The following is a 20,807-nucleotide window of genomic DNA, read 5'->3' as shown; positions in this document are numbered from 1 at the left end:
GATGTATTTGTTTCGTCTAGCCATGGCCAGCCTGGCTAACCGCCGCTTCACCGCGATCCTCACAGCGTTCGCCATCGCCCTGTCGGTGTGCCTGCTGCTGGCGGTGGAGCGCGTGCGCACCGAAGCCAAGGCCAGTTTCGCCAGCACCATCAGCGGCACCGACCTGATCGTCGGCGCCCGCTCCGGCTCGGTGAACCTGTTGTTGTACTCGGTGTTCCGCATCGGCAACGCCACCAACAACATCCGTTGGGACAGCTTCGAGCACTTCGCCAACAACCCGAAAGTGAAGTGGGCCATCCCGATGTCCCTCGGCGACTCCCATCGCGGCTACCGGGTGATGGGCACCACCGAAGCCTACTTCGAGCACTACCAGTACGGACGCCAGCAACACCTGGAGCTGGCCGATGGCCGGGCCTTCGCCACCGACCCGTTCGAAGTGGTGCTCGGTGCCGAAGTGGCCGACGCACTGCATTACAAACTCGGCGACAAACTGGTGCTGGCCCACGGCGTGGCGGCGATCAGCCTGGTCAAGCACGACGACAAGCCGTTCACCGTGGTTGGAATTCTCAAGCGCACCGGCACCCCGGTGGACCGCACGCTGCACATCAGCCTTGGCGGCATGGAAGCGATTCATATCGACTGGCATAACGGCGTACCGGCCCGGGGCGAGGGTCGCATCACGGCCGATCAAGCGCGCAACATGGACCTCACGCCGCAGGCGATCACCGCGTTCATGCTCGGCCTCAACAACAAGATTTCGACCTTTGCCCTGCAACGGGAAATCAACGAGTTCCGCGGGGAGCCGATGCTGGCGATCCTGCCGGGCGTGGCGTTGCAAGAGCTGTGGAGCCTGATGGGCACGGCGGAAAAAGCCTTGTTCGTGGTTTCGCTGTTTGTGGTGCTGACCGGACTGATCGGCATGCTGACGGCCATTCTCACCAGCCTCAACGAACGCCGCCGGGAAATGGCGATCCTGCGTTCGGTGGGGGCGCGACCGTGGCATATCGCGACGCTGCTGGTGCTCGAAGCCTTTGCCCTCGCGCTGTCGGGCGTGATCGCCGGTGTGGCGTTGCTGTATGTGTGCATCGCGGCGGCCCAGGGTTATGTGCAAGCCAACTACGGCCTGTTCCTGCCGCTGTCCTGGCCAAGCGAGTATGAATGGACGCTACTCGGTGGCATCCTCGTCGCCGCGCTGCTGATGGGCAGCGTGCCGGCCTGGCGCGCCTATCGCCAATCCCTGGCCGATGGCCTGTCGATCCGTTTATGAGGACGTTGAAAATGCCCCGCGCTGTACTTGCGCTGTTGATGCTGGTCGCCCTGCCCTTGTGGGCCGCCCAGCCGCGAGACCTGACCTGGTCGGAGATGATCCCGCCGGATGCGCCGAAAGAAGTGCCGAACATGACGCCGCTGCATGACCTGTCGCAGATGAGCAATGCCCTGTCGGCCGAGTCGGCACCGGCCGCCAAGCAGGACCTGCCCAACGCACCAGTGGTCAAGGCCCTCGATGGCCAGAGCATTCGCCTGCCGGGCTACATCGTGCCGCTGGAAGTGAGCGAGGAAGGACGTACCACGGAGTTTCTGCTGGTGCCGTATTTCGGCGCCTGCATCCACGTACCGCCACCACCGTCGAACCAGATCGTGCACGTCAAGAGCGAGGTCGGCGTGAAGCTCGACGAGCTGTATCAGCCGTACTGGATCGAAGGCGCGTTGCAGGTCAAGGCATCCACCAGTGAGCTGGCGGATGCCGGATATCAGATGGAGGCGGACAAGATTTATCTGTATGAACTGCCGGAGTGAAACCGGTCGTTTTGTGCTGTCGGAAATGCCGTCTTCGCGAGCAAGTCGGATCGCCGCACCGCCGCTCCCACAGGGGGGAACACATTCCAGTGTGGGAGCGGGCTTGCTCGCGAAGAGGCCAGCAAAAACACCACAAAATCCACCCCCTTCCCACTTTCCTTGAGCTGCATCAAAAGACCGAATAGTTAGCCGGCTTACCATTGGACATCAAAATTTTTAACGTCCTCTGGAGCCCCCATGAACAAGTCCATGCTCAGCGCTTCGCTGGTTGCCCTCGCGCTCGCAGCCCCGCTCGCCCACGCCCACGAGGCCGGTGACATCATCCTTCGTGCGGGCGCCATCACGGTTAACCCGAAAGCCGACAGCTCCAGCGTGAAGGTCGATCAAGGTCCACTGGCCGGCACCAACCTGGGCGGCAAGGCGACCATGGACAGCGACACACAGCTGGGCCTGAACTTCGCCTACATGATCACCAACAACTGGGGGATCGAACTGCTCGCGGCCACCCCGTTCGAGCATGACGTGAAACTCAAAGGTACCGCCCTGCCTGCTGCCAACGGCAAACTCGGCTCCCTGAAACACCTGCCGCCCACCCTGAGCCTGGTCTACTACCCGCTGGATTCGAAGTCGGCGTTCCAGCCGTACGTCGGCGGTGGCATCAACTACACCTGGATCTACGACGAAAACCTCAGCAGCGATGCCGAGTCCGCCGGCTTCAGCAACTTCAAGGCGAAAAACTCCTGGGGTCTGGCCTGGCAGGTGGGTGCCGACTACATGCTGACCGACAATGTCCTGCTCAACGCCCAGGTGCGCTACATCGACATCGACACCCGCGCCACGGTGGAAAACAACGCCATTGCCCCAGGCACCCGCGCCAAGGTCAACGTGGACGTCGATCCGTTTGTGTACATGGTTGGCCTGGGCTACAAGTTCTAAAGAACGTTCACGTGGTGGTGAATGAGGCTTGGTGGCGAGCAGACTTGAAACTGACGGCGACTGCCATGCAGTCGAACGGGGGAAGCCCCCTCGCCACAGGGAATCTATCCGCTTCAAGGTAAATTCCGGCCGTGAAAAAGGCGCCTGTAAAAAGGCGCCTTTTTCATGTCCGCATGCAAGTGATCTATCGCCCCAGCAACCGCGCCAGCCCCACACGCATCGGTGTCTGCTCTGTGGTAGTGAAGCGTTCCAACAGACGCCGGTTGTTCGCCCGGGAATGACGAATGTCACCGGAGCGCGCCGGGCCGTAGCTCACCGGTGGCAGCTTGCCAACCACGGCTTCGAGCGCTTCGAGCATTTGCTTGAGGGTCGTTGCCTGGTTCCAGCCAACGTTGACTGCACCGACTTCGACCATCGGCTTCTCGATGGCCTGCACCAGCAAGTCAACCAGGTCTTCGACGTAGACAAAATCCCGGGTCTGCTCGCCATCGCCGAACACGGTGATCGGCAGGCCCTTTTGCGCGCGCTCGCTGAAAATGCTGATCACCCCGGAGTACGGCGAGGACGGATCCTGGCGCGGGCCGAAGATGTTGAAGAAGCGGAAAACCACCGGTTCCAGCGCATGTTGGCGGCGGTAGAAATCGAAGTAGTGCTCGCTGGCCAGTTTGTCCGCCGCATAGGGCGTCAGCGGCGCTTTAGGCGTGTCTTCGTCGATCGACTCGCCCTCGCCATTGTTGCCGTACACCGCCGCGCTGGAGGCAAACAGCACGCGCTTGACCCCGGCCTGGCGCATGGCTTCGCAGACGTTCAGCGTACCGATGAAGTTGCTCTGGTGCGTGCGCACCGGGTCGTCCACCGACGCCTGAACCGAGGCCACGGCCGCCAGATGCGCCACGGCGCTGCAACCGGCCATCGCTTGGGCAACCAGCGTCGCATCGGCGACGTCACCGACGATCAGTTCGACCTTGGGATTGTCCAGCGGCAGATTGCTGCGCTTGCCGCTGGACAGGTCATCGAGAATTCGCACCGCATGGCCCTTGGCAAGCAGGGCGTCAGTCAGGTGCGAACCAATGAAACCGGCACCACCGGTGATCAAAACGGGACCGTCAGCCATGGCGATAGAACCTGTCCAGTAGAGCGGGAAGCGCCGCACGCCAGGCGCGCGGCTTGATCCCGAAGGTGTGCAGAATTTTTTTGCAGGCCAATACCGCATGTTGCGGTTCTTCGGCAGCATCCGGACGCGCGGCGTGGGCCTGGGCGGTCGGGGCTTCGATGGCCAGCGGATGCAGGCTGCGGGCTTCGCTCAGAATAGCCTGCCCCAGCGCCAGCGGCGTGGTCGCCTCATGTCCGGCGTAGTGGTAGGTGCCCCACAGCGGCGCAGCGCAATCGAGTTGCTTGAGGACTGAAATGATCACACGGGCGGCGTCGTCGACCGGCGTCGGATTGCCGCGCCGGTCGTCGGCCATCAGCAGTTCTTCGGGTTGTTCGGCACGGGCGAGGAAGCGGCCAAGGGTGCCGTCCGGGCTGTCGTCCAGCAGCCAGCCGAAACGCAGCAGTACGTGTTGCGGGCAGGTGGCGCGAACGCTCTGTTCGATCCGCCATAACGCCTGGCCCCGCAGGCCCAGTGGCACGGGTTCGTCTTTTTCGCTGTAGGCCGTGGCGCGGGAACCGTCGAACACGCGATAGCTGGAAGGTTGCAGCAGAACGATGTTGTGGTGCTGGCACAGTTCCGCCAGACGCTCGATCGCACGCTCCTGGCCGGCCAGGCGCTGTTCGCTCACCGCCTCTGCCTGAAACCAGTCGAAGTAGTAGGCAAGGTTGATCAATGCATCGGGACGGGTGTCGTCGAGCAGTTGTGTCAGGCTCGCGGCATCCCAGCCGTCTTGCGGCGGGCGGGGGGCGAGGAAGCCGATGTCTTCCTCCGCACCGAGGCGAATCAGCGCCTGCCCAAGGGCATTTCCGCCGCCCAGTAACATAAGGCGCATTCGCATAGAGTCAGCAGGCCCAGTCTGATTGAAACAATGGCTTTATCGACACCGCGCCCAGGCGATGTCGTTGGTAATTGCCGGAATCGTTGCATTTTGCGGGTTTAGTGCGCAACCGTCATCCGTAAAGTGTAGATGTCAGGGATTTGTGGTGCTGCCACTGGCCTCATCGCGAGCAAGCTCGCTCCCACAGGGATTTTCTGTGAATAGGTAATTTGTGAACGACACGGACACTGTGGGAGCGGGCTTGCCCGCGAAGGGGCCCTGTCAGCCAATAGAGATCCCTGAGTGGTACTTGCATCTTTCGCCCCCACCCGCATAACTTGCTGCATGAACCTGCCCATCCCCGCAGACAGTGCGCTGAGCGGCTTTCACCCTGCCGTCAGCGCCTGGTTCAGCCACACGTTCGCAGCGGTCACCGCCGCCCAGGCCCGGGCGTGGCCGTTGATCCGCCAGCAGCGCTCGACCCTGATCGCCGCGCCCACCGGCTCCGGCAAAACCCTCACCGCCTTCCTCGCCGTCATCGATGACCTGGTGCATCGCGGCCTGGAAAGCCCCGAAGGCCTGCCCGACGCCACCCTGGTGGTCTACGTCTCGCCGCTCAAGGCGCTGTCCAACGATATCCAGATCAACCTGCAAAACCCGCTGGCCGGCATTACCGAGCAATTGCGTCTGATGGGCCTGCCCGAATTGCAGATCACCACGGCCGTGCGCACCGGCGACACACCACAAAAAGATCGTTCGGCGATGCGCAAGACGGCACCGCACATTCTGGTGACCACGCCGGAATCCCTGTACGTGTTGCTCGGTTCCGATTCCGGTCGGCAGATGCTCGGCACGACACAAACGGTGATCATCGACGAAATCCACGCCATGGCCGCCAACAAACGCGGCAGCCATCTGACGCTGAGCCTTGAACGCCTGCAGGCACTGTGCGCACAACCACTTCTGCGCATCGGTCTGTCGGCCACGCAAAAACCGATCGAAGCCGTCTCGCGCTTCCTCGTCGGTCGCGAGCGTCCGTGCGAGATCGTCGACATCGGCCACGCCCGCCCCCGCGACCTGGACATCGAAGTGCCGCCCGTGCCGCTGTCGGCAGTGATGGCCAACGATGTCTGGGAACTGGTCTACGACCGCCTCGCCGCCCTCGCCCGGGAACACCGGACCACGCTGATTTTCGTCAACACGCGGCGCCTGGCCGAACGCCTGAGCCGTCACCTGAGCGAACGCCTGGGCAAGGACGCCGTGGCCGCCCACCACGGCAGCCTGGCCAAGGAGTTTCGCCTGGACGCCGAGCAGCGACTCAAGCGCGGCGACTTGCAAGTGCTGATTGCCACGGCGTCGCTGGAACTGGGGATCGATATCGGCGACGTCGACCTGGTGTGCCAGATCGCCTCGCCGCGTTCGATTGCCGGGTTTCTGCAACGGGTCGGCCGCTCCGGGCACCAGGTCGGCGGTACGCCCAAGGGCCGTTTGTTCGCCACCACCCGCGACGACCTGATCGAATGCGCCGCGCTGCTCGACTGCGTGCGCCGGGGCGAACTCGATACCTTGTTGATCCCGCAAGCGCCGCTGGATGTGCTGGCACAACAGATCATCGCCGAAGTCAGTTGCCAGGAGTGGTCGGAACAGGCGCTGCTGGAGATGCTGCGCCGCGCCGCGCCCTACGCCGGACTCGACGACAAACACTATCAGGCGCTGCTGCACATGCTCACCGAGGGCTACAACGGGCGACAAGGCATGCGCAGCGCCTACCTGCACCGCGACGCCGTGAACCGTACCCTGCGCGGTCGCCGGGGCGCAAAACTGACGGCGGTGACCAGTGGCGGGACCATTCCGGACAACGCCGACTACAGCGTATTGCTGGAGCCTCAAGGGCTGAACATTGGCACCATCAACGAAGACTTCGCGGTGGAAAGCATCGCCGGGGATATCTTCCAGTTGGGCAATACGTCCTATCGGATCCTGCGCGTGGAAACCGGCAAGGTGCGGGTCGAGGATGCCCAGGGCCAGCCACCGACCATTCCGTTCTGGCTTGGGGAGGCGCCGGGGCGCAGTGCCGAATTGTCTTCGGCGGTGGCACGCTTGCAGGCTCAACTCGACGACCTGCTGGGTGCCGCGCCTGGCAACTTGCAGCCAGCGCTCGACTGGCTGACTGACACCCTGGGCCTGAACCTCGCCAGCGCCGGACAACTGGTGGACTACCTGGCCCGTGCACGGCAAACGCTGGGCGCCCTGCCATCACAGGACACGCTGCTGATGGAGCGTTTTTTCGACGAATCCGGCGGCACCCAACTGGTCATTCACACGCCGTTTGGCAGCCGCATCAACCGTGCCTGGGGCCTGGCCCTGCGCAAGCGTTTCTGTCGCACCTTCAACTTCGAATTGCAGGCCGCCGCCAGCGAAGACGCCATCGTGCTGTCGCTGTCCACCAGCCACAGTTTTGAACTGGACGATGTCTGGCGCTACCTGCACAGCAACAGCGCCGAGCACCTGCTGATTCAGGCCGTGCTCGACGCGCCGCTGTTCGGCGTGCGCTGGCGCTGGAATGCCGGGGTGGCCCTGGCGCTACCGCGCTACAGCGGCGGACGCAAAGTCCCGCCGCAGATCCAGCGGATGAAAAGCGAAGACCTGATTGCCAGCGTGTTTCCCGATCAGATCGCCTGCGTGGAAAACCTCGCCGGCGAACGGGAGATTCCCGACCATCCGCTGGTAGAGCAAACCCTCGACGACTGCCTGCACGATGCCATGGACAGTGAAGGCTGGCTGGCCTTGTTGCGGCGCATGGAGCGCGGCGACATTCGCCTGATCAGCCGCGACTTGCCGACGCCCTCGCCGCTGGCGGCGGAGATTCTCAGCGCCCGGCCCTATACCTTTCTCGACGATGCGCCGCTGGAGGAACGCCGTACCCAAGCGGTGCTCAATCGCCGCTGGAGCGACCCGCAATCCACTGACGACCTCAGCGCGCTGGACGCCGAAGCGATTGCCGCCGTGCGCGACGAAGCCTGGCCGGCACCCTCCGGTGTCGATGAAATGCACGAGGCCTTGATGAGCCTGGCGTGCATCAGCGATGCCGAGGCCAGCGCCAATCCGCAATGGCTCGACTGGCTCGATACCCTGGCCGACAGCGGACGCGCGAGCCGTATGCAGATCAACGCCGGGCAATCGCTGTGGCTGGCGCTGGAGCGCCTGACCTGCCTGCGGGCGATTTATCCACAGGCCGAAATGACGCCGCCCCTGCAAGTGCTACCGGACTTCGATGAAGCCTGGGCGCCCGAGGAAGCCGTACTCGAACTGATCCGCGCAAGGCTCAGCGCCTTCGGACCGCTCCCACTCAATGCCATTGCCGAACCACTCGCCTTGCCCGCCGCGCAGGTCAATCAAGCCCTGGCGCAACTGGAACGCGAAGGCTACGTGCTGCGCGGCCGCTTCACCCCGGGCACCGCTCAGGAAGAATGGTGCGAGCGACATTTGCTGGCGCGGATTCACCGCTATACGGTCAAGCGCCTGCGTCGGGAAATCGAACCGGTGGCGTTGCAGGATTTCATGCGATTCCTGTTCGACTGGCAGCATGTGTCGAGCGCAAGCCAGGGCCGGGGCGCGGCGGTATTGCCAGCCGTCGTCGCGCAATTCGAGGGCTACCCCGCCGCCGCTTCAGCCTGGGACAGCGACATCCTGCCGGCGCGAATCAAGGACTACTCGGCGTCCTGGCTGGATGAGTTGTGCCGCAGCGGCAGACTGGTGTGGACACGCCTGACTGCACACAACAAAAGCGCCAGCACCGCCCTGCGCAGCACGCCGATTGTCTTGTTGCCACGCAACCGGGTCGGCCTCTGGAGCGGCTTGACCGAGCAGACGCCGGTCAGCGAACTGTCGCCGAAAACGCAAAAGGTCCACGCCGCCCTCAGCCAGCACGGCGCGCTGTTTTTCGATGAGCTGATCCATGAGGCCCATCTGCTGCGTTCGGAACTGGAAATCGCCCTGCAGGAACTGGTGGGCGCCGGGCTGGTGAACGCCGACAGCTTCGCCGGGTTGCGCGCACTGATCACCCCGGCCAGCAAGCGCCAGCCACGCAACAGTCGGCGTGGGCGCGGAGCATTCATCGGAGGCATGGACGATGCCGGGCGCTGGGCCCTGTTGCGACGCGCGCCTGCCGCACCGGTGGCGGAAAACCAGCGTCCCGCGCCAGCACCGGCCGAAACGCTGGAACACATCGCCATGACGTTGCTGCGCCGCTACGGCGTGGTGTTCTGGCGCTTGCTGGAACGAGAGGCGGACTGGCTACCGGGCTGGCGCGAACTGCTGCGTACGTTCCATCGTCTGGAGGCACGCGGTGAGATTCGTGGCGGACGGTTTGTCAGCGGCCTGGCGGGTGAGCAATTCGCCTTGCCCGAGGCGATTCCATTGTTGCGGGAGGTGCGGCGCAAGCCTCATGACGGCAGTCTGGTCGCGGTGTGCGGGGTCGATCCGCTGAATCTCGCCGGCACGTTGTTGCCGGGAGCGAAGGTGCCGGCACTGGCGAGCAATCGGCTGGTGTATCGCGACGGGTTGCCAGTCGCCGCAGAGATTGCCGGCAAGCAGCAGATCTGGGTGGAGCTGGATCAGCAGGCGGGTGCCGGGGTGCGCAGCAAACTGATCCGGCATTGAGGTTGTCTGGTCTGCCCCCTTCGCGAGCAAGCCCGCTCCCACAGTTGATCTGTGTCGTTCATAAATCCCTCTGAGGCCATCACAGCCTCCGAAGATTTCCTTGACGACTTACTGCGACCGCGGCCGATCCGGCATCAGCACCGCCGAATGATCCGGCTCATGCACGGCCTCGAGTGGTGGCTCGACCGGATGCCTCGGTACCAGCGCCTGTTGTGGATAAGTCTGCGCGAAATGCACCCACGGGCAGTTATCCACAAGCTTTTTCAGGCGCTGGTTGAAGGCCCGGCTCACGGCATACTGGCCACCGGACACCGTGCGGAATTGCGCGGTCAGCACCACGCCGTTGAGGTCCATCTTGTCGACGCCAAACACATCCAGCGGCCCTTGCAGGTTGTAGCGCAGGAACGGGTCGCTGCTGATGGAATGCCCTGCCTCGCGGATCAGCTCGATGGCTTTGTCGACATCGGTGTCATAGGTGAATTGCACCGAGAAATACGCATAGGCGAATTGCCGCGATTGGTTGGTCACGGCCTTGATCTGCCCGAACGGCACCGAGTGCACGAAACCCTTGCCGTCGCGCAGGCGCAAGGTGCGGATGGTCAGGCCTTCGACCGTGCCGGCATGCCCGGAATCCAGCACCACCCAGTCGCCGATGGACAGGGTGTCTTCGATGATGATGAACAACCCGGTAATCACGTCCTGCACCAGCTGCTGGGAGCCGAAACCGATTGCCAGGCCGATGACCCCGGCACCGGCCAGGAACGGCGCGACGTTGATCCCCAGGTTGGCCATGGTGGTGATCGCGCAAATCACCACCAGGATGATTTTGATCGCGTTGCGCAGCAGCGGCAGGATGGTTTTCACCCGCGTACTGGGCTGGCGCGCCGAGCGCTTGTTGGCCGGTGGTTTCAGGGCTTCCTGAATCGCCGTGTCGAGCACCACCCAGACCATCCAGGTCACCAGCAGGATCAGGCCGATGTGGCTCAGGGAATCACTGATCGCCCGGCCCACGGCATTGCTCACCGCGAATTCGAACAGCGACACGCCCCAGATCCGCCCGAGGATATCGATGAACACGATGGCCATGCCGATGCGCACTAAGGCATGGGACAAGTTGAGAAAACGCTCCTTGTAGGCGCCGCTGCGGCGCAGGTCCGCTGCGCTGCGCGCCTTGAACAGATGGTGCAGCGTGGTGCTGAGAAACACCGTGGCAATCAGCAACACCGTGGTGAACAAGGCGCTGCGCAGCACTCTCTGGTTGTCCGCCCCGGCACCGATCAGGTTGACGATCGACACCAGTACCATCAACAGAATCGGCCAATACCAAAGCCCGGAAAATATCCGCAGGGTTTCACGCAATGCCGGCTGACCGAGGCGCTGGGCCAGCGGCAGGATGCGGATCACATGGGCCACCGGGCGACGCATGCGGATCACCAGCAAGCCGAAGGCAATCGACGCCGCCAACCCGGTGAACACGGCGATGCTGCTGGTGAGATTGTTGCCCAGTTGATGGGCGATCTGCGGACTGGTCAGGGCATCGCTCAAGGCCACCAGAAAGCCGATACCGAATAACGGCCGGGGACTGTTCTCGCGGATGATCTGCACCGCCCGCCGCTTGTGCCCGGCATTGAACGCCACCACCAGCGACATCACCAATGACGCGGAAAATATCCCCGCGCTCGCGGCATAAGCCAGACACAGCGCCAGCGCCCGACCGGCCGATATCGGCAAAAACTGGCTGGCATAAATCGTTAACGGCAGACTGACCACCGCCGGCAAGGTGTAGGGCAGCACGTAACCGAGCAACGCCTGGCCCCGTTCGCGACTGAGCAGTAAACGGTGCTCGCACAGGCGCCTGGCGATCATCCGCCCTAGCAGCCAAAGACAGGCAAACACGGCCGCCCACACGCAGGTCAACAGCAGGAAATCGCTGGCGACGCTCCAGGCCGAACGGGCCGAAGGCTGATTGACCAACTGATCCACTTCATCGGCCGCGCGGTCGGCACGCAGGCGCCAGGCGTCGACCAGGTTCTGATTGAGATCAAGCCTGGACTGGACCTCGTCGATGCTTGAACTGATGGCCCCCAGTAACCCGCCTTGCACCAGCGGCTCGGGGTGTGCCGGCGGCGTCGCGGCGGTCGCGGTGGCCGGCAGCCCCGGTATCGCGGCGGCTTCCAGTTGCTCGCTGCCCAGAAACAGCAACGCCCCCAGCAGTATCGCGGTCTTGAGCCTGATCAAAGCACCCGCTCCTTTGGCTGTGTCGGTAAGGAACTGATCGAGAAATGCCGGGCAAGTTCGGCTATTGCCCGCAGATAGCAGGACGACGATGCCTTCCTGTGGCACAGACTAGCACTCGCGCTCGCGATCTTTGCGTCCAAGGCAAATATCAAATGTCCGTCCCTGTATTTTTCCGCACAACCCGAACCCCGACACTGCGCTCCATCGAATCAATCTCCGGAGTTGCAGAAATGCCCATTGCCTTGCTCGCGCTGACCCTCAGCGCCTTTGCCATCGGGACGACCGAGTTCGTCATCGTTGGCCTGTTACCCACCATTGGTGCCGACCTCGGGGTCAGCCTGCCATCCGCCGGCCTGCTGGTCAGCCTGTATGCCCTTGGCGTTGCCGTCGGCGCCCCGGTGCTGACCGCCCTCACCGGCAAGGTTCCACGCAAGTTGCTGCTGTTATCGCTGATGGTGCTGTTCACCCTCGGCAATCTGCTGGCGTGGCAAGCACCGAGCTACGAGTCGTTGATCCTCGCGCGGATCGTCACCGGCCTGGCCCACGGGGTGTTTTTCTCGATCGGCTCGACCATCGCCACCAGTCTAGTGCCGAAGGAAAAAGCCGCCAGCGCGATTGCCATCATGTTCACCGGCCTGACCGTGGCGCTGGTCACCGGCGTGCCACTGGGGACATTCATCGGCCAGCATTTCGGCTGGCGTGAAACCTTCCTCGCTGTTTCGGCATTGGGTGTCATCGCCTTCGTTGGCAGCCTGATTTACGTGCCGAACAACATCGCCCACAGCAAACCCGCGTCGTTGTTGCAACAATTGCAGGTGCTCAAGAAACCGCGCCTGTTGCTGGTGTATGCCATGACGGCCGTCGGCTACGGCGGCTCGTTCATCGCCTTTACCTTCCTCGCCCCGATTCTCCAGGACCTCTCCGGTTTCAGCGCCAGCACCGTCAGCCTGGTATTGCTGGTCTACGGCATCTCCGTGGCCGTCGGCAACATCTGGGGCGGCAAGCTGGCGGACAAACACGGCCCGATCAGCGCCCTGAAAATCATTTTTGCCCTGCTCGCCGCCGTGTTGTTCGTGCTGACCTTCACTGCCGGCAATCCTTGGCTCGCGCTGGTCACCGTGCTGGTCTGGGGCGCCGTGGCATTCGGCAACGTGCCGGGATTGCAGGTGTACGTGGTGCGCCAGGCCGAACATCACACTCCGCAGGCCGTGGACGTAGCATCCGGCCTGAACATCGCGGCGTTCAACCTCGGCATTGCCGGCGGCGCGTGGGGCGGCGGCCTGATCGTCGCCCACATGGGGTTGATTCACACCGCATGGATCGGCGGCCTGGTGGTGTTGCTGGCGCTGGCATTGACCGCGTGGAGTGGACGCCTTGACCGCCTCGGCCCGGTGTTCGCCGAACAGGCCGAGGGTTCTGCCCGCGTTATCACCGGCCACTGATACACCCTGTGGGAGCGGGCTTGCTCGCGAAGGCGTCGGCACATCCAGCATTGATGTGACTGATACGCCCCTTTCGCGAGCAAGTCGGATCGCCGCACCGCCGCTCCCACATTGGATGGATGTGAGTTCAAGACTGTGTACCGTCCGTAGCCCCATCGAAACTTTCGCCGCCGCCCCGGAGTCATCCAAAAACAGGGGCCGTCAGGCGGGAGGCGACATGACAGCGAATCACACCGATATTCCCGCACACTCAAACGCAACCGACATGCAGGTACAGGGGCCGTCCGTCACTTGTCGTTTCAAGGTGCTGACGGTCAATACCCATAAAGGTTTCACCGCACTCAACCGGCGTTTCATCCTGCCGGAACTGCGTGAAGCGGTGCGCAGTGTGTCTGCCGATGTGGTGTTTTTGCAGGAAGTCCACGGCACCCACGAACAGCACCCCAAGCGCTACACCAACTGGCCGACGATGCCGCAATACGAGTTCCTCGCCGACACCCTGTGGCCGCAGTTCGCCTATGGACGCAATGCGGTGTATCCGGCGGGCGATCACGGCAATGCGCTGCTGTCGAAATTCCAGATCATCCGCCACGACAACCTCGACGTGTCCATCGGCGGTCACGAGAACCGCGGGCTCCTGCATTGTGTGCTGCGCATGCCCGACGACGGCCGGGAAGTGCATGCCATTTGCGTGCACCTGGGGCTGCGCGAAAGCCACCGCACGGCGCAACTGAAATTGCTTGCCCAGCGCCTGGACGCCCTGCCGGTCGACGCCCCAGTGATCGTCGCCGGGGATTTCAACGACTGGCGCCAGCGCGCCGATGCATTGCTCAAGCCAAGCGGTTTGCGCGAAGTCTTCGCCGCGCACCATGGCAAACCGGCGCGCAGTTTCCCCGCGCGCTTGCCGACATTGCGCCTGGACCGCATCTACGTGCGCAACCTCAAGGCCAGCCATCCGCAAGTGCTGACCACCCGGCCCTGGTCGCACCTTTCCGACCACGCCCCGCTGTCGGTGGAGATCGAGCTATGAGCAGCCAGTCGATGGAAAAAACCACGTTGCAAGACATCCCCGCCCCGCCGATCCGCGAACCGGCAGCGGTCGATGTCGAATACGGCTGGCAAGGCAGCAATCGCGTCGAGTTGCTGGAAAACGGCGAAGCGTTTTTCCCCCGGGTATTTGCAGCCCTGCGTCGGGCGCAAAGTGAAATCCTGCTGGAAACGTTCATTGTGTTCGAGGACAAGGTTGGCAATGAGCTGCAACAGATTCTGATCGAAGCCGCTCAGCGCGGCGTGCGCACCACCGTCAGTCTCGACGGGTTTGGTTGCGGCGAACTGAGTGCGGGGTTCCTCAGCGCCCTGACCGCGGCCGGCGTGCACCTGCAAATGTTCGACCCGGCACCGAAACGCCTGGGCATCCGCACCAACTGGTTCCGGCGTCTGCACCGCAAGATAGTGGTGGTGGACGGCAGCATCGCCTTCATCGGCGGGATCAATTTTTCCGCCGATCATCTGGCCGACTTCGGCCCCGAGGCCAAACAGGACTATTCCGTGGAGGTGCAAGGCCCGGCGGTGGCCGACATCCATCACTTCGCCCTGCTGCAATGCGGTCGCCCGGTGCGGGCCAGATACTGGTGGCAAAGGCGCCGGATGCGGCGTTCGGAACTGGCCTTGAGCGATCACGATGGCCAGGTGCGGCTGGTGTATCGCGACAACGGAGAACACCCGTCCGACATCGAAGAGGTTTACCGCCAGGTGTTGCGCCAGGCACAACGGCGGGTGGTGATCGCCAACGCCTACTTCTTTCCCGGTTTCCACCTGCTGCGCGAGATCCGTAACGCGGCCCGTCGAGGCGTGGATGTACGGCTGATCCTGCAAGGGCAGCCAGACATGCTGGTGGCCAGGCTCGCAGCGCGCATGACCTACGACTACCTGCTCAGGTCCGGGGTGAAGATCTACGAGTATTGCGACCGCCCGCTGCACGGCAAAGTCGCGTTGGTGGACGAAGACTGGAGCACCGTCGGCTCCAGCAACCTCGACCCGTTGAGCCTGTCGATGAATCTGGAAGCCAACGTGCTGATCCGCGACCAAGCCTTCAATCGTCATCTGTTCGATCGCCTGGAAGACCTCAGCGACCACCACTGCAAGGTCATGTCTCCCGACATCGCGCCACGCGGACGTGTCTGGCACATGACCATCGGTTTTCTGGTGTTTCACTTCCTGCGGCATTTCCCGGCGTGGGCCGGTTGGTTGCCGGCGCATAAACCTCGCCTGAAACCTGTCCCCCCTCCGACCGGGAGCGCTGACCATGAACCGCGCTGAGACCCACACGGCAACTCACGCCAGAAGCGCTGGCAAGTCGCACTTCAAGCGCTGGAAACGACCGCTGACGATGCTGTTTTTCCTGATGCTGATCGTGCTGTTCACGATGCTCGCCCAGCGTATCGAATGGAACGAAGTGTTCGACAACCTGGCCGATTTCAAGGTACGCACGCTGATCATTGCCTCGGCGCTGACCCTGGTGAGTTTTCTGGTGTACGCCTGCTTCGACCTTATCGGCCGCACCTACATTCGCCAGAATCTGACATGGAAGCAGATCCTGCCCGTGGGGATCATCAGCTACGCCTTCAACCTGAACCTGAGCGCCTGGGTCGGCGGCATCGCCATGCGTTACCGGTTGTATTCGCGGCTCGGGGTCAGCAAGAGCAACATCGCGAAAATCCTTGGCCTGAGCCTGGCGACCAACTGGTTCGGCTACATGGTCATTGCCGGCGCCGTGTTCTGCAGCGGCCTGGTACGCATGCCGCCGGGCTGGAGACTCAGCAGCAGTGCACTGCAAGGCGTGGGGGTTTTGTTACTGCTGCTGAGCGCCGGGTACCTGGCTGCATGCCGGTTTGCCAAACGTCGGGAGTGGGCGATTCGCGGCGTGGAGATCGACTTGCCCTCACTGCACATGGCGGTGCTGCAACTGGCCCTCGGCGCCCTGAACTGGTCGCTGATGGCGGCGGTGATTTTCACGTTGCTGCCGAGCAAACTGGACTATCCACTGGTACTGGGTGTGCTGTTGATCAGCGCCATCGCCGGGGTCATCACGCACATCCCGGCCGGGCTCGGCGTGCTCGAGGCGGTGTTCGTGGCGCTGCTGCAACACGAGGTTTCGCGGGGTAGCCTGGTGGCGGGACTGCTGGCCTATCGGGCGATTTATTTCATTGTGCCGCTATTGATTGCCCTGGTGATGTACCTGCTGGTGGAAGCCAAGGCCAAGTCATTGCGGATTACCAGGAAACCCAAGTGATCTGTGGTGTGTTCTAGTCCGCCTTCGCGGGCAAGCCCGCTCCCACAAGGATCCAGGGTGAACACATTTTTTGGGAACAACCCAAAACCCTGTGGGAGCGGGCTTGCCCGCGAAGGGGCCTGCAAGAACACCACAAATATCAGGATGATTGAATAATGCTCAACCGCTCCCCCACCACCATCTCGGTAATCCAGTCGACGAGGATCGAAGTGTACGCCTGCTGTGAAACCGGGTCGCTCAAAGCGTGATCGGCGCCGTCGATGATACGGTGGGTCAGTGAGTGCGTCTGCTGGCAGGCCGCCCGGTAGCTCATGATCGTCGCGTGGGGCACGTGGTCGTCGGTCTCGGACTGCACCAGCAGGACGTCCCCGGTAAATTGCGAACAGGCATGCAAGGCGCGGTTGCCGTCGACACTCACCAGGGTGCTTCGGTAATCATGCAGATCCAGCTTGTCCAGATCGCGTTTCGGCGTGTGCCATTGCTCATCGCGATACAGCGCCGGCACCCGCAGCGCCAGCCAGCGTACCGGCCTGAGCGAGGTCAGGATCGCGGCCAGATACCCCCCGTAGCTGGTGCCGACCACGGCAATCGCCGACGTATCGAGGGCCGGGTGCGCGAGCAAGCGGTCATAGGCTGCCAGCAGATCCCGCAGGTTATCTTCGCGAGTCACCCGGGACAATGGAATGCCGGTGCCGCCGATGTGTCCGCGCAGGTCGAAGGTCAGGCACACGCAGCCCAACCCGGCGATGCCCTTGGCGCGTTCCAGGTCCCGCTCCTGACTGCCGCCCCAACCGTGCACGAAGAGCACGCCGGGGACTTTCGATTTGGGGCTCAGAAACGTCCCGCTCATCTGTTCGTTGTCGATGTCGATCTGAATGGATTCGCTTCTAGCCGTCATAGGATTCAACCGTTACGTACTTGAGGAGAAAGTCACTGGTGTGCGCCGGCCCGCGGAACACCTCGATGGCGTCTGCCGGCAGCGGCTGGTCGATATAGGTTTCCACCGAAGACACACGAATCGCGCACATCCCCGGTTCGTTGACGAAACTCTGCAAGGCCGCTACCTCGGCACTGCTGGCACCGCCCATGCGCCAGGACTGTTCCAGCACACCACTGCGCGGCTGGCCGTTGCTGTCCAGGCCCTGGGCGATGTCGTAATTGCGCCGCGAGGCATAAAAGCCGGGATAGGCTTCATCGGCCGCGTTGTCGAACACTTGTGCCTGACGAATCGCCAGGCGCACGTCTTGCGGCAGATCCAGTTTCAGTAATTGGTCGTAGTCACCGGACACCACCAGCAGATCGGAACCGCCATACACCGACTCGCCCTGTGCGTCTTCGGTGAGGTATTGCTCTCCGCAGTAACTGAGCACCCTGTCGCCGATAAAACTCTGGCCGACGCTGTGGGTGATCACCTGGTCCAGATCCTGCTCGAGCACCACGCCTTCGGTGAACAGGGCCCCAGCCTCTGGCCTGGCAAGCACTTGATCGAACTCGTCGAGGCTTTTGATCACTTCCTGACCGCGTCCGGCGCAGGCATGAATCGGCTTCAGGCGGATCGGCCCGGCCTGCAACAATTGCTCCGCCGCCGGGCGCGCATCCGCGAGTGAGAACACGCTGAGACCGTCGAGTACTACGCTGCGCACCCGCTCGGAAAACAAGGGTGCCCAGCCTTGCGGTGCATGGGCATGGTGATTGAGCAATCCATGACTGATGGCTTTGGTGCAGATGAAGTCGTGGTCGACATAACCGCCCCACAAATCCTCCGGCCCCTTGACCCCCAGGCGCCGGGCAGCCGCAGCACCCACCAGGGTCTGGGTCGGCAGCAGGTAGAGGTCCCGCCCGCCGTGCCGTTGCGGGTCGTAACTGCCGCCGTACTTGAGCCCCAGTATCTGCGCCAGCCAGCGGGCCAGCGCACGGTTGGTCTCGACTTCGTGCAGTGGCGCATCGGCGATCACCGAATGGGCGACCACCAGTTTCTTGCGGTTTGTCGGGGTCATGCATCCCCCTTCAATCGACGCTTGATGAATGTAGCTGAAGGGGTGCAGGGATCAGGCCAAGGCGGCTTCAGGGGAAACGTATTTCAAATCAGCCCTTTGCACAGGAGATGATGGCATGGGGCCTGTTTTATTCTGCACGACGCCCTTAGTGATTCCGGCATTTTGCACGACTCAAGCCCAACCCTGAGGGAGCCGAGGTGATGTAACTACCGTGCAACCGATCCAGGGCTCACCCCGAACCGCGTCCGATAATCACTCGGCGCCAGCCCGGTGATTTTCTTGAATGTCGCACGAAACGCCCCGGGGTCCTGATAACCCACGGTCCAAGCGATATGGTCGATGGTGCCGTTGGTGAATTCGAGCATTTCCCGGGCCTTGCCGACTCGCAGATGCTGGCAATACTCAGTGGGCTTGAGCCCGGTGGCCGCACGGAATCGGCGCAGGAAGGTGCGTTCTTCAAGGCCTGCCTTTTCGGCCATCGCCGCCAGCGATACATCGGTCGCCCCGGTGCTTTGCAGCCAGTGTTGCACCTTGAGGATCGCCGCATCGCCGTGACTGAGGATCGGCGCAAAATTGCTGCCGCACTCACTGGCGCTGTCGCTGTGCTCCACCACCAGAAAACGCGCGGTATTGGTGGCGATGCTCGGTCCCAGCAGCCGGTTGACCAGGCGCAAACCCAGTTCGGACCAGGCCATCAGCCCGGCAGTGGTAATCAGGTCGCCGTCATCGACAATCGGCGTATCGGCCTTGAGCCTGATCGCCGGATAACGTTCGGCGAAGGCTTTGGCCGAGGTCCAGTGGGTGGTGGCGCTGCGACCGTCGAGCAGACCGCTTTCAGCCAACAGGATCGAGCCCACGCAAACTCCGCCCAGTGTCGCGCCGCCGGCGTGTTGCTCGCGCAACCAGCGGATCAATCCCTGTGGCGCCTGGCCCTCGGAAAAACCGCCGATCGACGGCGGAATCAGCACGGCCACCAGGGCGCGCTCCGGGCCGGGATGGCTGTCGAAGACCCGCACCGGCGGCTGATCACCTTCGACCTGCCAATGGCTGACCCGCAGCAGCGGCAACTGCGCAGTCTGATGCTCGGCGGCGATCCGGTTGGCCACCCCGAACAAGTCCGTCAAGCCATGCACCGCCGCCATCTGCGCGCCGGGATAGATCAGCACACCGAGTTCGGCGATTGCCCTTTCTGCGTCCATTGTCAGTTTTCCCCCTCTTATTGTCGGTGCGGCCAATCCCCGGACCGCCTGCCAGCGCCAATACTGCATTCCACACCAACATACACTTCAAGGAAACAGTCATGGCCAAGCAAGCGCTCATCGTAGTCGATATCCAGAACGACTACTTCCCCCAAGGCAAGTGGCCGCTGGTCGGTGCTGACGCCGCCGCAGACAACGCCGCCCGCCTGATCGAGGCCTTTCGCGCTGCCGGCGATTCAGTGGTGCACATCCGCCACGAATTCACCTCCAACGACGCACCGTTCTTCACCCCCGACTCCGAAGGCGCGAAGCTGCACCCGAAAGTGCTCAACCGCGCCGACGAACCGGTGGTACTCAAGCACTTCGTCAACTCGTTCCGCGAAACCGACTTGAAGTCGATCCTCGACGAGCAAGGCATCAAGGAGCTGGTGGTCGTGGGCAGCATGAGCCACATGTGTGTGGACGGCATCACCCGTGCGGCGGCGGACTTTGGCTATAAAGTCACCGTGATCCACGACGCCTGTGCCACCCTCGACCTGGAGTTCAATGGCGTGACGGTTCCGGCGGCGCAGGTTCATGCGGCGTTCATGGCGGCCCTGGCGTTTGCGTATGCCAGCGTGGTGTCGACCACCGACTACCTCGCGGCCTGAAGCAACGGCGTTTCACCACGAATAAAAAACCCGCACTTCAGGCCGAAGTGCGGGTTTTGTTTTTCAGCTTGCCGCTTGTAGCTCGGGGGCTTACAGCTGCTTAGAACGGAATATCGTCATCAAAGCTGTCGAAATCCGGAGCCGGCTGAGGAGCAGCCTGCTGTGGAGCCGGGCGCGACTGTTGCGGTGCCGACTGCTGTGGACGCGGAGCCTGCTGGCGCGGAGCGGATTGCTGGTAGTTGTTACCGCCGCCCTGAGCCTGCTGGTCGCCCTGTGGACGGCCGCCCAGCAGTTGCATGGTGCCTTGCATGTCGACCACGATTTCGGTGGTGTAACGCTTGATACCGTCTTTTTCCCACTCGCGGGTCTGCAGCTTGCCTTCGATGTACACCTGCGAACCTTTACGCAGGTATTCGCCGGCGATTTCCGCAACCTTGCCGAACATCGAAACACGGTGCCATTCGGTCTTTTCGACTTTCTGACCGGTTTGCTTGTCGGTCCACTGTTCGCTGGTCGCCAGACTCAGGTTGGTCACGGCATTACCGTTAGGCAAGTAGCGAACTTCGGGATCCTGGCCGCAAGTGCCGACCAATATGACTTTGTTAACCCCACGGGCCATAACGT

The 20,807-nt window shown here is 62.8% G+C and carries 16 protein-coding genes; 9 read left to right on the top strand and 7 right to left on the bottom strand.

Annotation, left to right across the window (positions count from 1 at the left end):
- Nucleotide 1: 1 nt before the first annotated feature.
- The 3 genes from ACEN8Q_RS26340 (at nt 2) to ACEN8Q_RS26330 (ending at nt 2,733) form a co-directional block, all read left to right on the top strand.
- Entirely contained in the window at nt 2–1,267 is a 1,266-nt protein-coding gene (locus ACEN8Q_RS26340) for an ABC transporter permease (RefSeq protein ID WP_413703941.1), read from the top strand.
- Between the two features lie 11 nt (nt 1,268–1,278).
- Nucleotides 1,279–1,797 carry a DUF3299 domain-containing protein gene (locus tag ACEN8Q_RS26335; RefSeq protein ID WP_057400609.1) on the top strand — a complete coding sequence of 173 codons (519 nt, stop codon included), beginning with the start codon at nt 1,279–1,281 and terminating at the stop codon, nt 1,795–1,797.
- Between the two features lie 237 nt (nt 1,798–2,034).
- Nucleotides 2,035–2,733 (top strand): OmpW/AlkL family protein, encoded by a 699-nt coding sequence (locus ACEN8Q_RS26330; RefSeq protein ID WP_413427372.1) that lies wholly within the window; start codon nt 2,035–2,037, stop codon nt 2,731–2,733.
- A 184-nt stretch (nt 2,734–2,917) separates the two neighbouring features.
- On the opposite strand, the gene ACEN8Q_RS26325 is transcribed toward ACEN8Q_RS26330, so the two are convergent.
- Together ACEN8Q_RS26325 and ACEN8Q_RS26320 are read right to left on the bottom strand one after the other, a co-directional pair.
- A complete protein-coding gene (locus tag ACEN8Q_RS26325) occupies nt 2,918–3,847 on the bottom strand; it encodes an NAD-dependent epimerase/dehydratase family protein (RefSeq protein WP_413427373.1) in 930 nt (309 codons plus the stop codon).
- Complete coding sequence (locus ACEN8Q_RS26320; RefSeq protein WP_413703940.1) at nt 3,840–4,724, bottom strand: sugar nucleotide-binding protein; 885 nt, start codon at nt 4,722–4,724, stop codon at nt 3,840–3,842. The genes ACEN8Q_RS26325 and ACEN8Q_RS26320 overlap by 8 nt, the downstream gene beginning before the upstream one ends.
- A 324-nt stretch (nt 4,725–5,048) precedes the next feature.
- Between ACEN8Q_RS26320 and ACEN8Q_RS26315 the strand changes: the two genes are divergently transcribed.
- The gene (locus tag ACEN8Q_RS26315) at nt 5,049–9,365 is read left to right on the top strand and encodes a DNA glycosylase AlkZ-like family protein (RefSeq protein ID WP_413703939.1); all 4,317 of its coding nucleotides are present in this window, start codon (nt 5,049–5,051) and stop codon (nt 9,363–9,365) included.
- A 108-nt stretch (nt 9,366–9,473) separates the two neighbouring features.
- Here the strand turns inward: ACEN8Q_RS26315 and ACEN8Q_RS26310 are convergent, their stop codons facing one another.
- A complete protein-coding gene (locus ACEN8Q_RS26310; protein ID WP_413703938.1) occupies nt 9,474–11,603 on the bottom strand; it encodes a mechanosensitive ion channel family protein in 2,130 nt (709 codons plus the stop codon).
- A gap of 230 nt (nt 11,604–11,833) precedes the next feature.
- Here ACEN8Q_RS26310 and ACEN8Q_RS26305 point away from each other — a divergent pair, with 230 nt between their 5' ends.
- The 4 genes from ACEN8Q_RS26305 (at nt 11,834) to ACEN8Q_RS26290 (ending at nt 16,337) form a co-directional block, all read left to right on the top strand.
- On the top strand, nt 11,834–13,045 hold the full coding sequence (locus tag ACEN8Q_RS26305; RefSeq protein WP_413703937.1) for an MFS transporter: 1,212 nt from the start codon (nt 11,834–11,836) through the stop codon (nt 13,043–13,045).
- Nucleotides 13,046–13,310: 265 nt separating this feature from the next.
- Entirely contained in the window at nt 13,311–14,075 is a 765-nt protein-coding gene (locus ACEN8Q_RS26300) for an endonuclease/exonuclease/phosphatase family protein (RefSeq protein ID WP_413426453.1), read from the top strand.
- Nucleotides 14,072–15,364 (top strand): cardiolipin synthase ClsB, encoded by a 1,293-nt coding sequence (gene clsB / locus ACEN8Q_RS26295; RefSeq protein WP_413703936.1) that lies wholly within the window; start codon nt 14,072–14,074, stop codon nt 15,362–15,364. Before ACEN8Q_RS26300 ends, clsB begins: the two co-directional genes overlap by 4 nt.
- On the top strand, nt 15,351–16,337 hold the full coding sequence (locus tag ACEN8Q_RS26290; RefSeq protein WP_413426447.1) for a lysylphosphatidylglycerol synthase domain-containing protein: 987 nt from the start codon (nt 15,351–15,353) through the stop codon (nt 16,335–16,337). The genes clsB and ACEN8Q_RS26290 overlap by 14 nt, the downstream gene beginning before the upstream one ends.
- Before the next feature lie 139 nt (nt 16,338–16,476).
- On the opposite strand, the gene ACEN8Q_RS26285 is transcribed toward ACEN8Q_RS26290, so the two are convergent.
- The 3 genes from ACEN8Q_RS26285 to ACEN8Q_RS26275 form a co-directional block, all read right to left on the bottom strand.
- Nucleotides 16,477–17,235: an alpha/beta hydrolase family protein gene (locus ACEN8Q_RS26285; protein WP_413426445.1), complete on the bottom strand. Its 759-nt coding sequence runs from the start codon at nt 17,233–17,235 to the stop codon at nt 16,477–16,479.
- On the bottom strand, nt 17,225–18,334 hold the full coding sequence (locus ACEN8Q_RS26280) for a DUF3182 family protein (protein ID WP_413426443.1): 1,110 nt from the start codon (nt 18,332–18,334) through the stop codon (nt 17,225–17,227). The genes ACEN8Q_RS26285 and ACEN8Q_RS26280 overlap by 11 nt, the downstream gene beginning before the upstream one ends.
- A gap of 206 nt (nt 18,335–18,540) precedes the next feature.
- Nucleotides 18,541–19,533, bottom strand: a complete 993-nt coding sequence (locus tag ACEN8Q_RS26275) for a GlxA family transcriptional regulator (RefSeq protein ID WP_413703935.1) — start codon at nt 19,531–19,533, stop codon at nt 18,541–18,543.
- A 101-nt stretch (nt 19,534–19,634) separates the two neighbouring features.
- On the opposite strand from ACEN8Q_RS26275, the gene ACEN8Q_RS26270 reads away from it, so the two are divergent.
- Nucleotides 19,635–20,183 carry a cysteine hydrolase family protein gene (locus ACEN8Q_RS26270; protein ID WP_413426439.1) on the top strand — a complete coding sequence of 183 codons (549 nt, stop codon included), beginning with the start codon at nt 19,635–19,637 and terminating at the stop codon, nt 20,181–20,183.
- A gap of 100 nt (nt 20,184–20,283) precedes the next feature.
- Here the strand turns inward: ACEN8Q_RS26270 and ACEN8Q_RS26265 are convergent, their stop codons facing one another.
- Complete coding sequence (locus ACEN8Q_RS26265) at nt 20,284–20,802, bottom strand: single-stranded DNA-binding protein (protein WP_413426437.1); 519 nt, start codon at nt 20,800–20,802, stop codon at nt 20,284–20,286.
- Nucleotides 20,803–20,807 lie beyond the last annotated feature (5 nt).

Source organism: Pseudomonas sp. Pseusp16 (assembly GCF_047324915.1).
Lineage (GTDB): Bacteria > Pseudomonadota > Gammaproteobacteria > Pseudomonadales > Pseudomonadaceae > Aquipseudomonas > Aquipseudomonas fluorescens_CD.
The sequence above is the reverse complement of the archived record's forward strand: the minus strand, read 5'-3'. Positions and strand labels throughout refer to the sequence as shown.

Bases quoted from the DNA above. Each gene is read 5' to 3' on its own strand.
- ACEN8Q_RS26340 (WP_413703941.1), top strand. From the start codon at position 2: ATGTATTTGTTTCGTCTAGCCATGGCCAGCCTGGCTAACCGCCGCTTC.
- ACEN8Q_RS26335 (WP_057400609.1), top strand. From the start codon at position 1,279: ATGCCCCGCGCTGTACTTGCGCTGTTGATGCTGGTCGCCCTGCCCTTG.
- ACEN8Q_RS26330 (WP_413427372.1), top strand. From the start codon at position 2,035: ATGAACAAGTCCATGCTCAGCGCTTCGCTGGTTGCCCTCGCGCTCGCA.
- ACEN8Q_RS26325 (WP_413427373.1), bottom strand. From the start codon at position 3,847: ATGGCTGACGGTCCCGTTTTGATCACCGGTGGTGCCGGTTTCATTGGT.
- ACEN8Q_RS26320 (WP_413703940.1), bottom strand. From the start codon at position 4,724: ATGCGAATGCGCCTTATGTTACTGGGCGGCGGAAATGCCCTTGGGCAG.
- ACEN8Q_RS26315 (WP_413703939.1), top strand. From the start codon at position 5,049: ATGAACCTGCCCATCCCCGCAGACAGTGCGCTGAGCGGCTTTCACCCT.
- ACEN8Q_RS26305 (WP_413703937.1), top strand. From the start codon at position 11,834: ATGCCCATTGCCTTGCTCGCGCTGACCCTCAGCGCCTTTGCCATCGGG.
- ACEN8Q_RS26300 (WP_413426453.1), top strand. From the start codon at position 13,311: ATGCAGGTACAGGGGCCGTCCGTCACTTGTCGTTTCAAGGTGCTGACG.
- clsB (WP_413703936.1), top strand. From the start codon at position 14,072: ATGAGCAGCCAGTCGATGGAAAAAACCACGTTGCAAGACATCCCCGCC.
- ACEN8Q_RS26290 (WP_413426447.1), top strand. From the start codon at position 15,351: ATGAACCGCGCTGAGACCCACACGGCAACTCACGCCAGAAGCGCTGGC.
- ACEN8Q_RS26285 (WP_413426445.1), bottom strand. From the start codon at position 17,235: ATGACGGCTAGAAGCGAATCCATTCAGATCGACATCGACAACGAACAG.
- ACEN8Q_RS26280 (WP_413426443.1), bottom strand. From the start codon at position 18,334: ATGACCCCGACAAACCGCAAGAAACTGGTGGTCGCCCATTCGGTGATC.
- ACEN8Q_RS26275 (WP_413703935.1), bottom strand. From the start codon at position 19,533: ATGGACGCAGAAAGGGCAATCGCCGAACTCGGTGTGCTGATCTATCCC.
- ACEN8Q_RS26270 (WP_413426439.1), top strand. From the start codon at position 19,635: ATGGCCAAGCAAGCGCTCATCGTAGTCGATATCCAGAACGACTACTTC.
- ACEN8Q_RS26265 (WP_413426437.1), bottom strand. From the start codon at position 20,802: ATGGCCCGTGGGGTTAACAAAGTCATATTGGTCGGCACTTGCGGCCAG.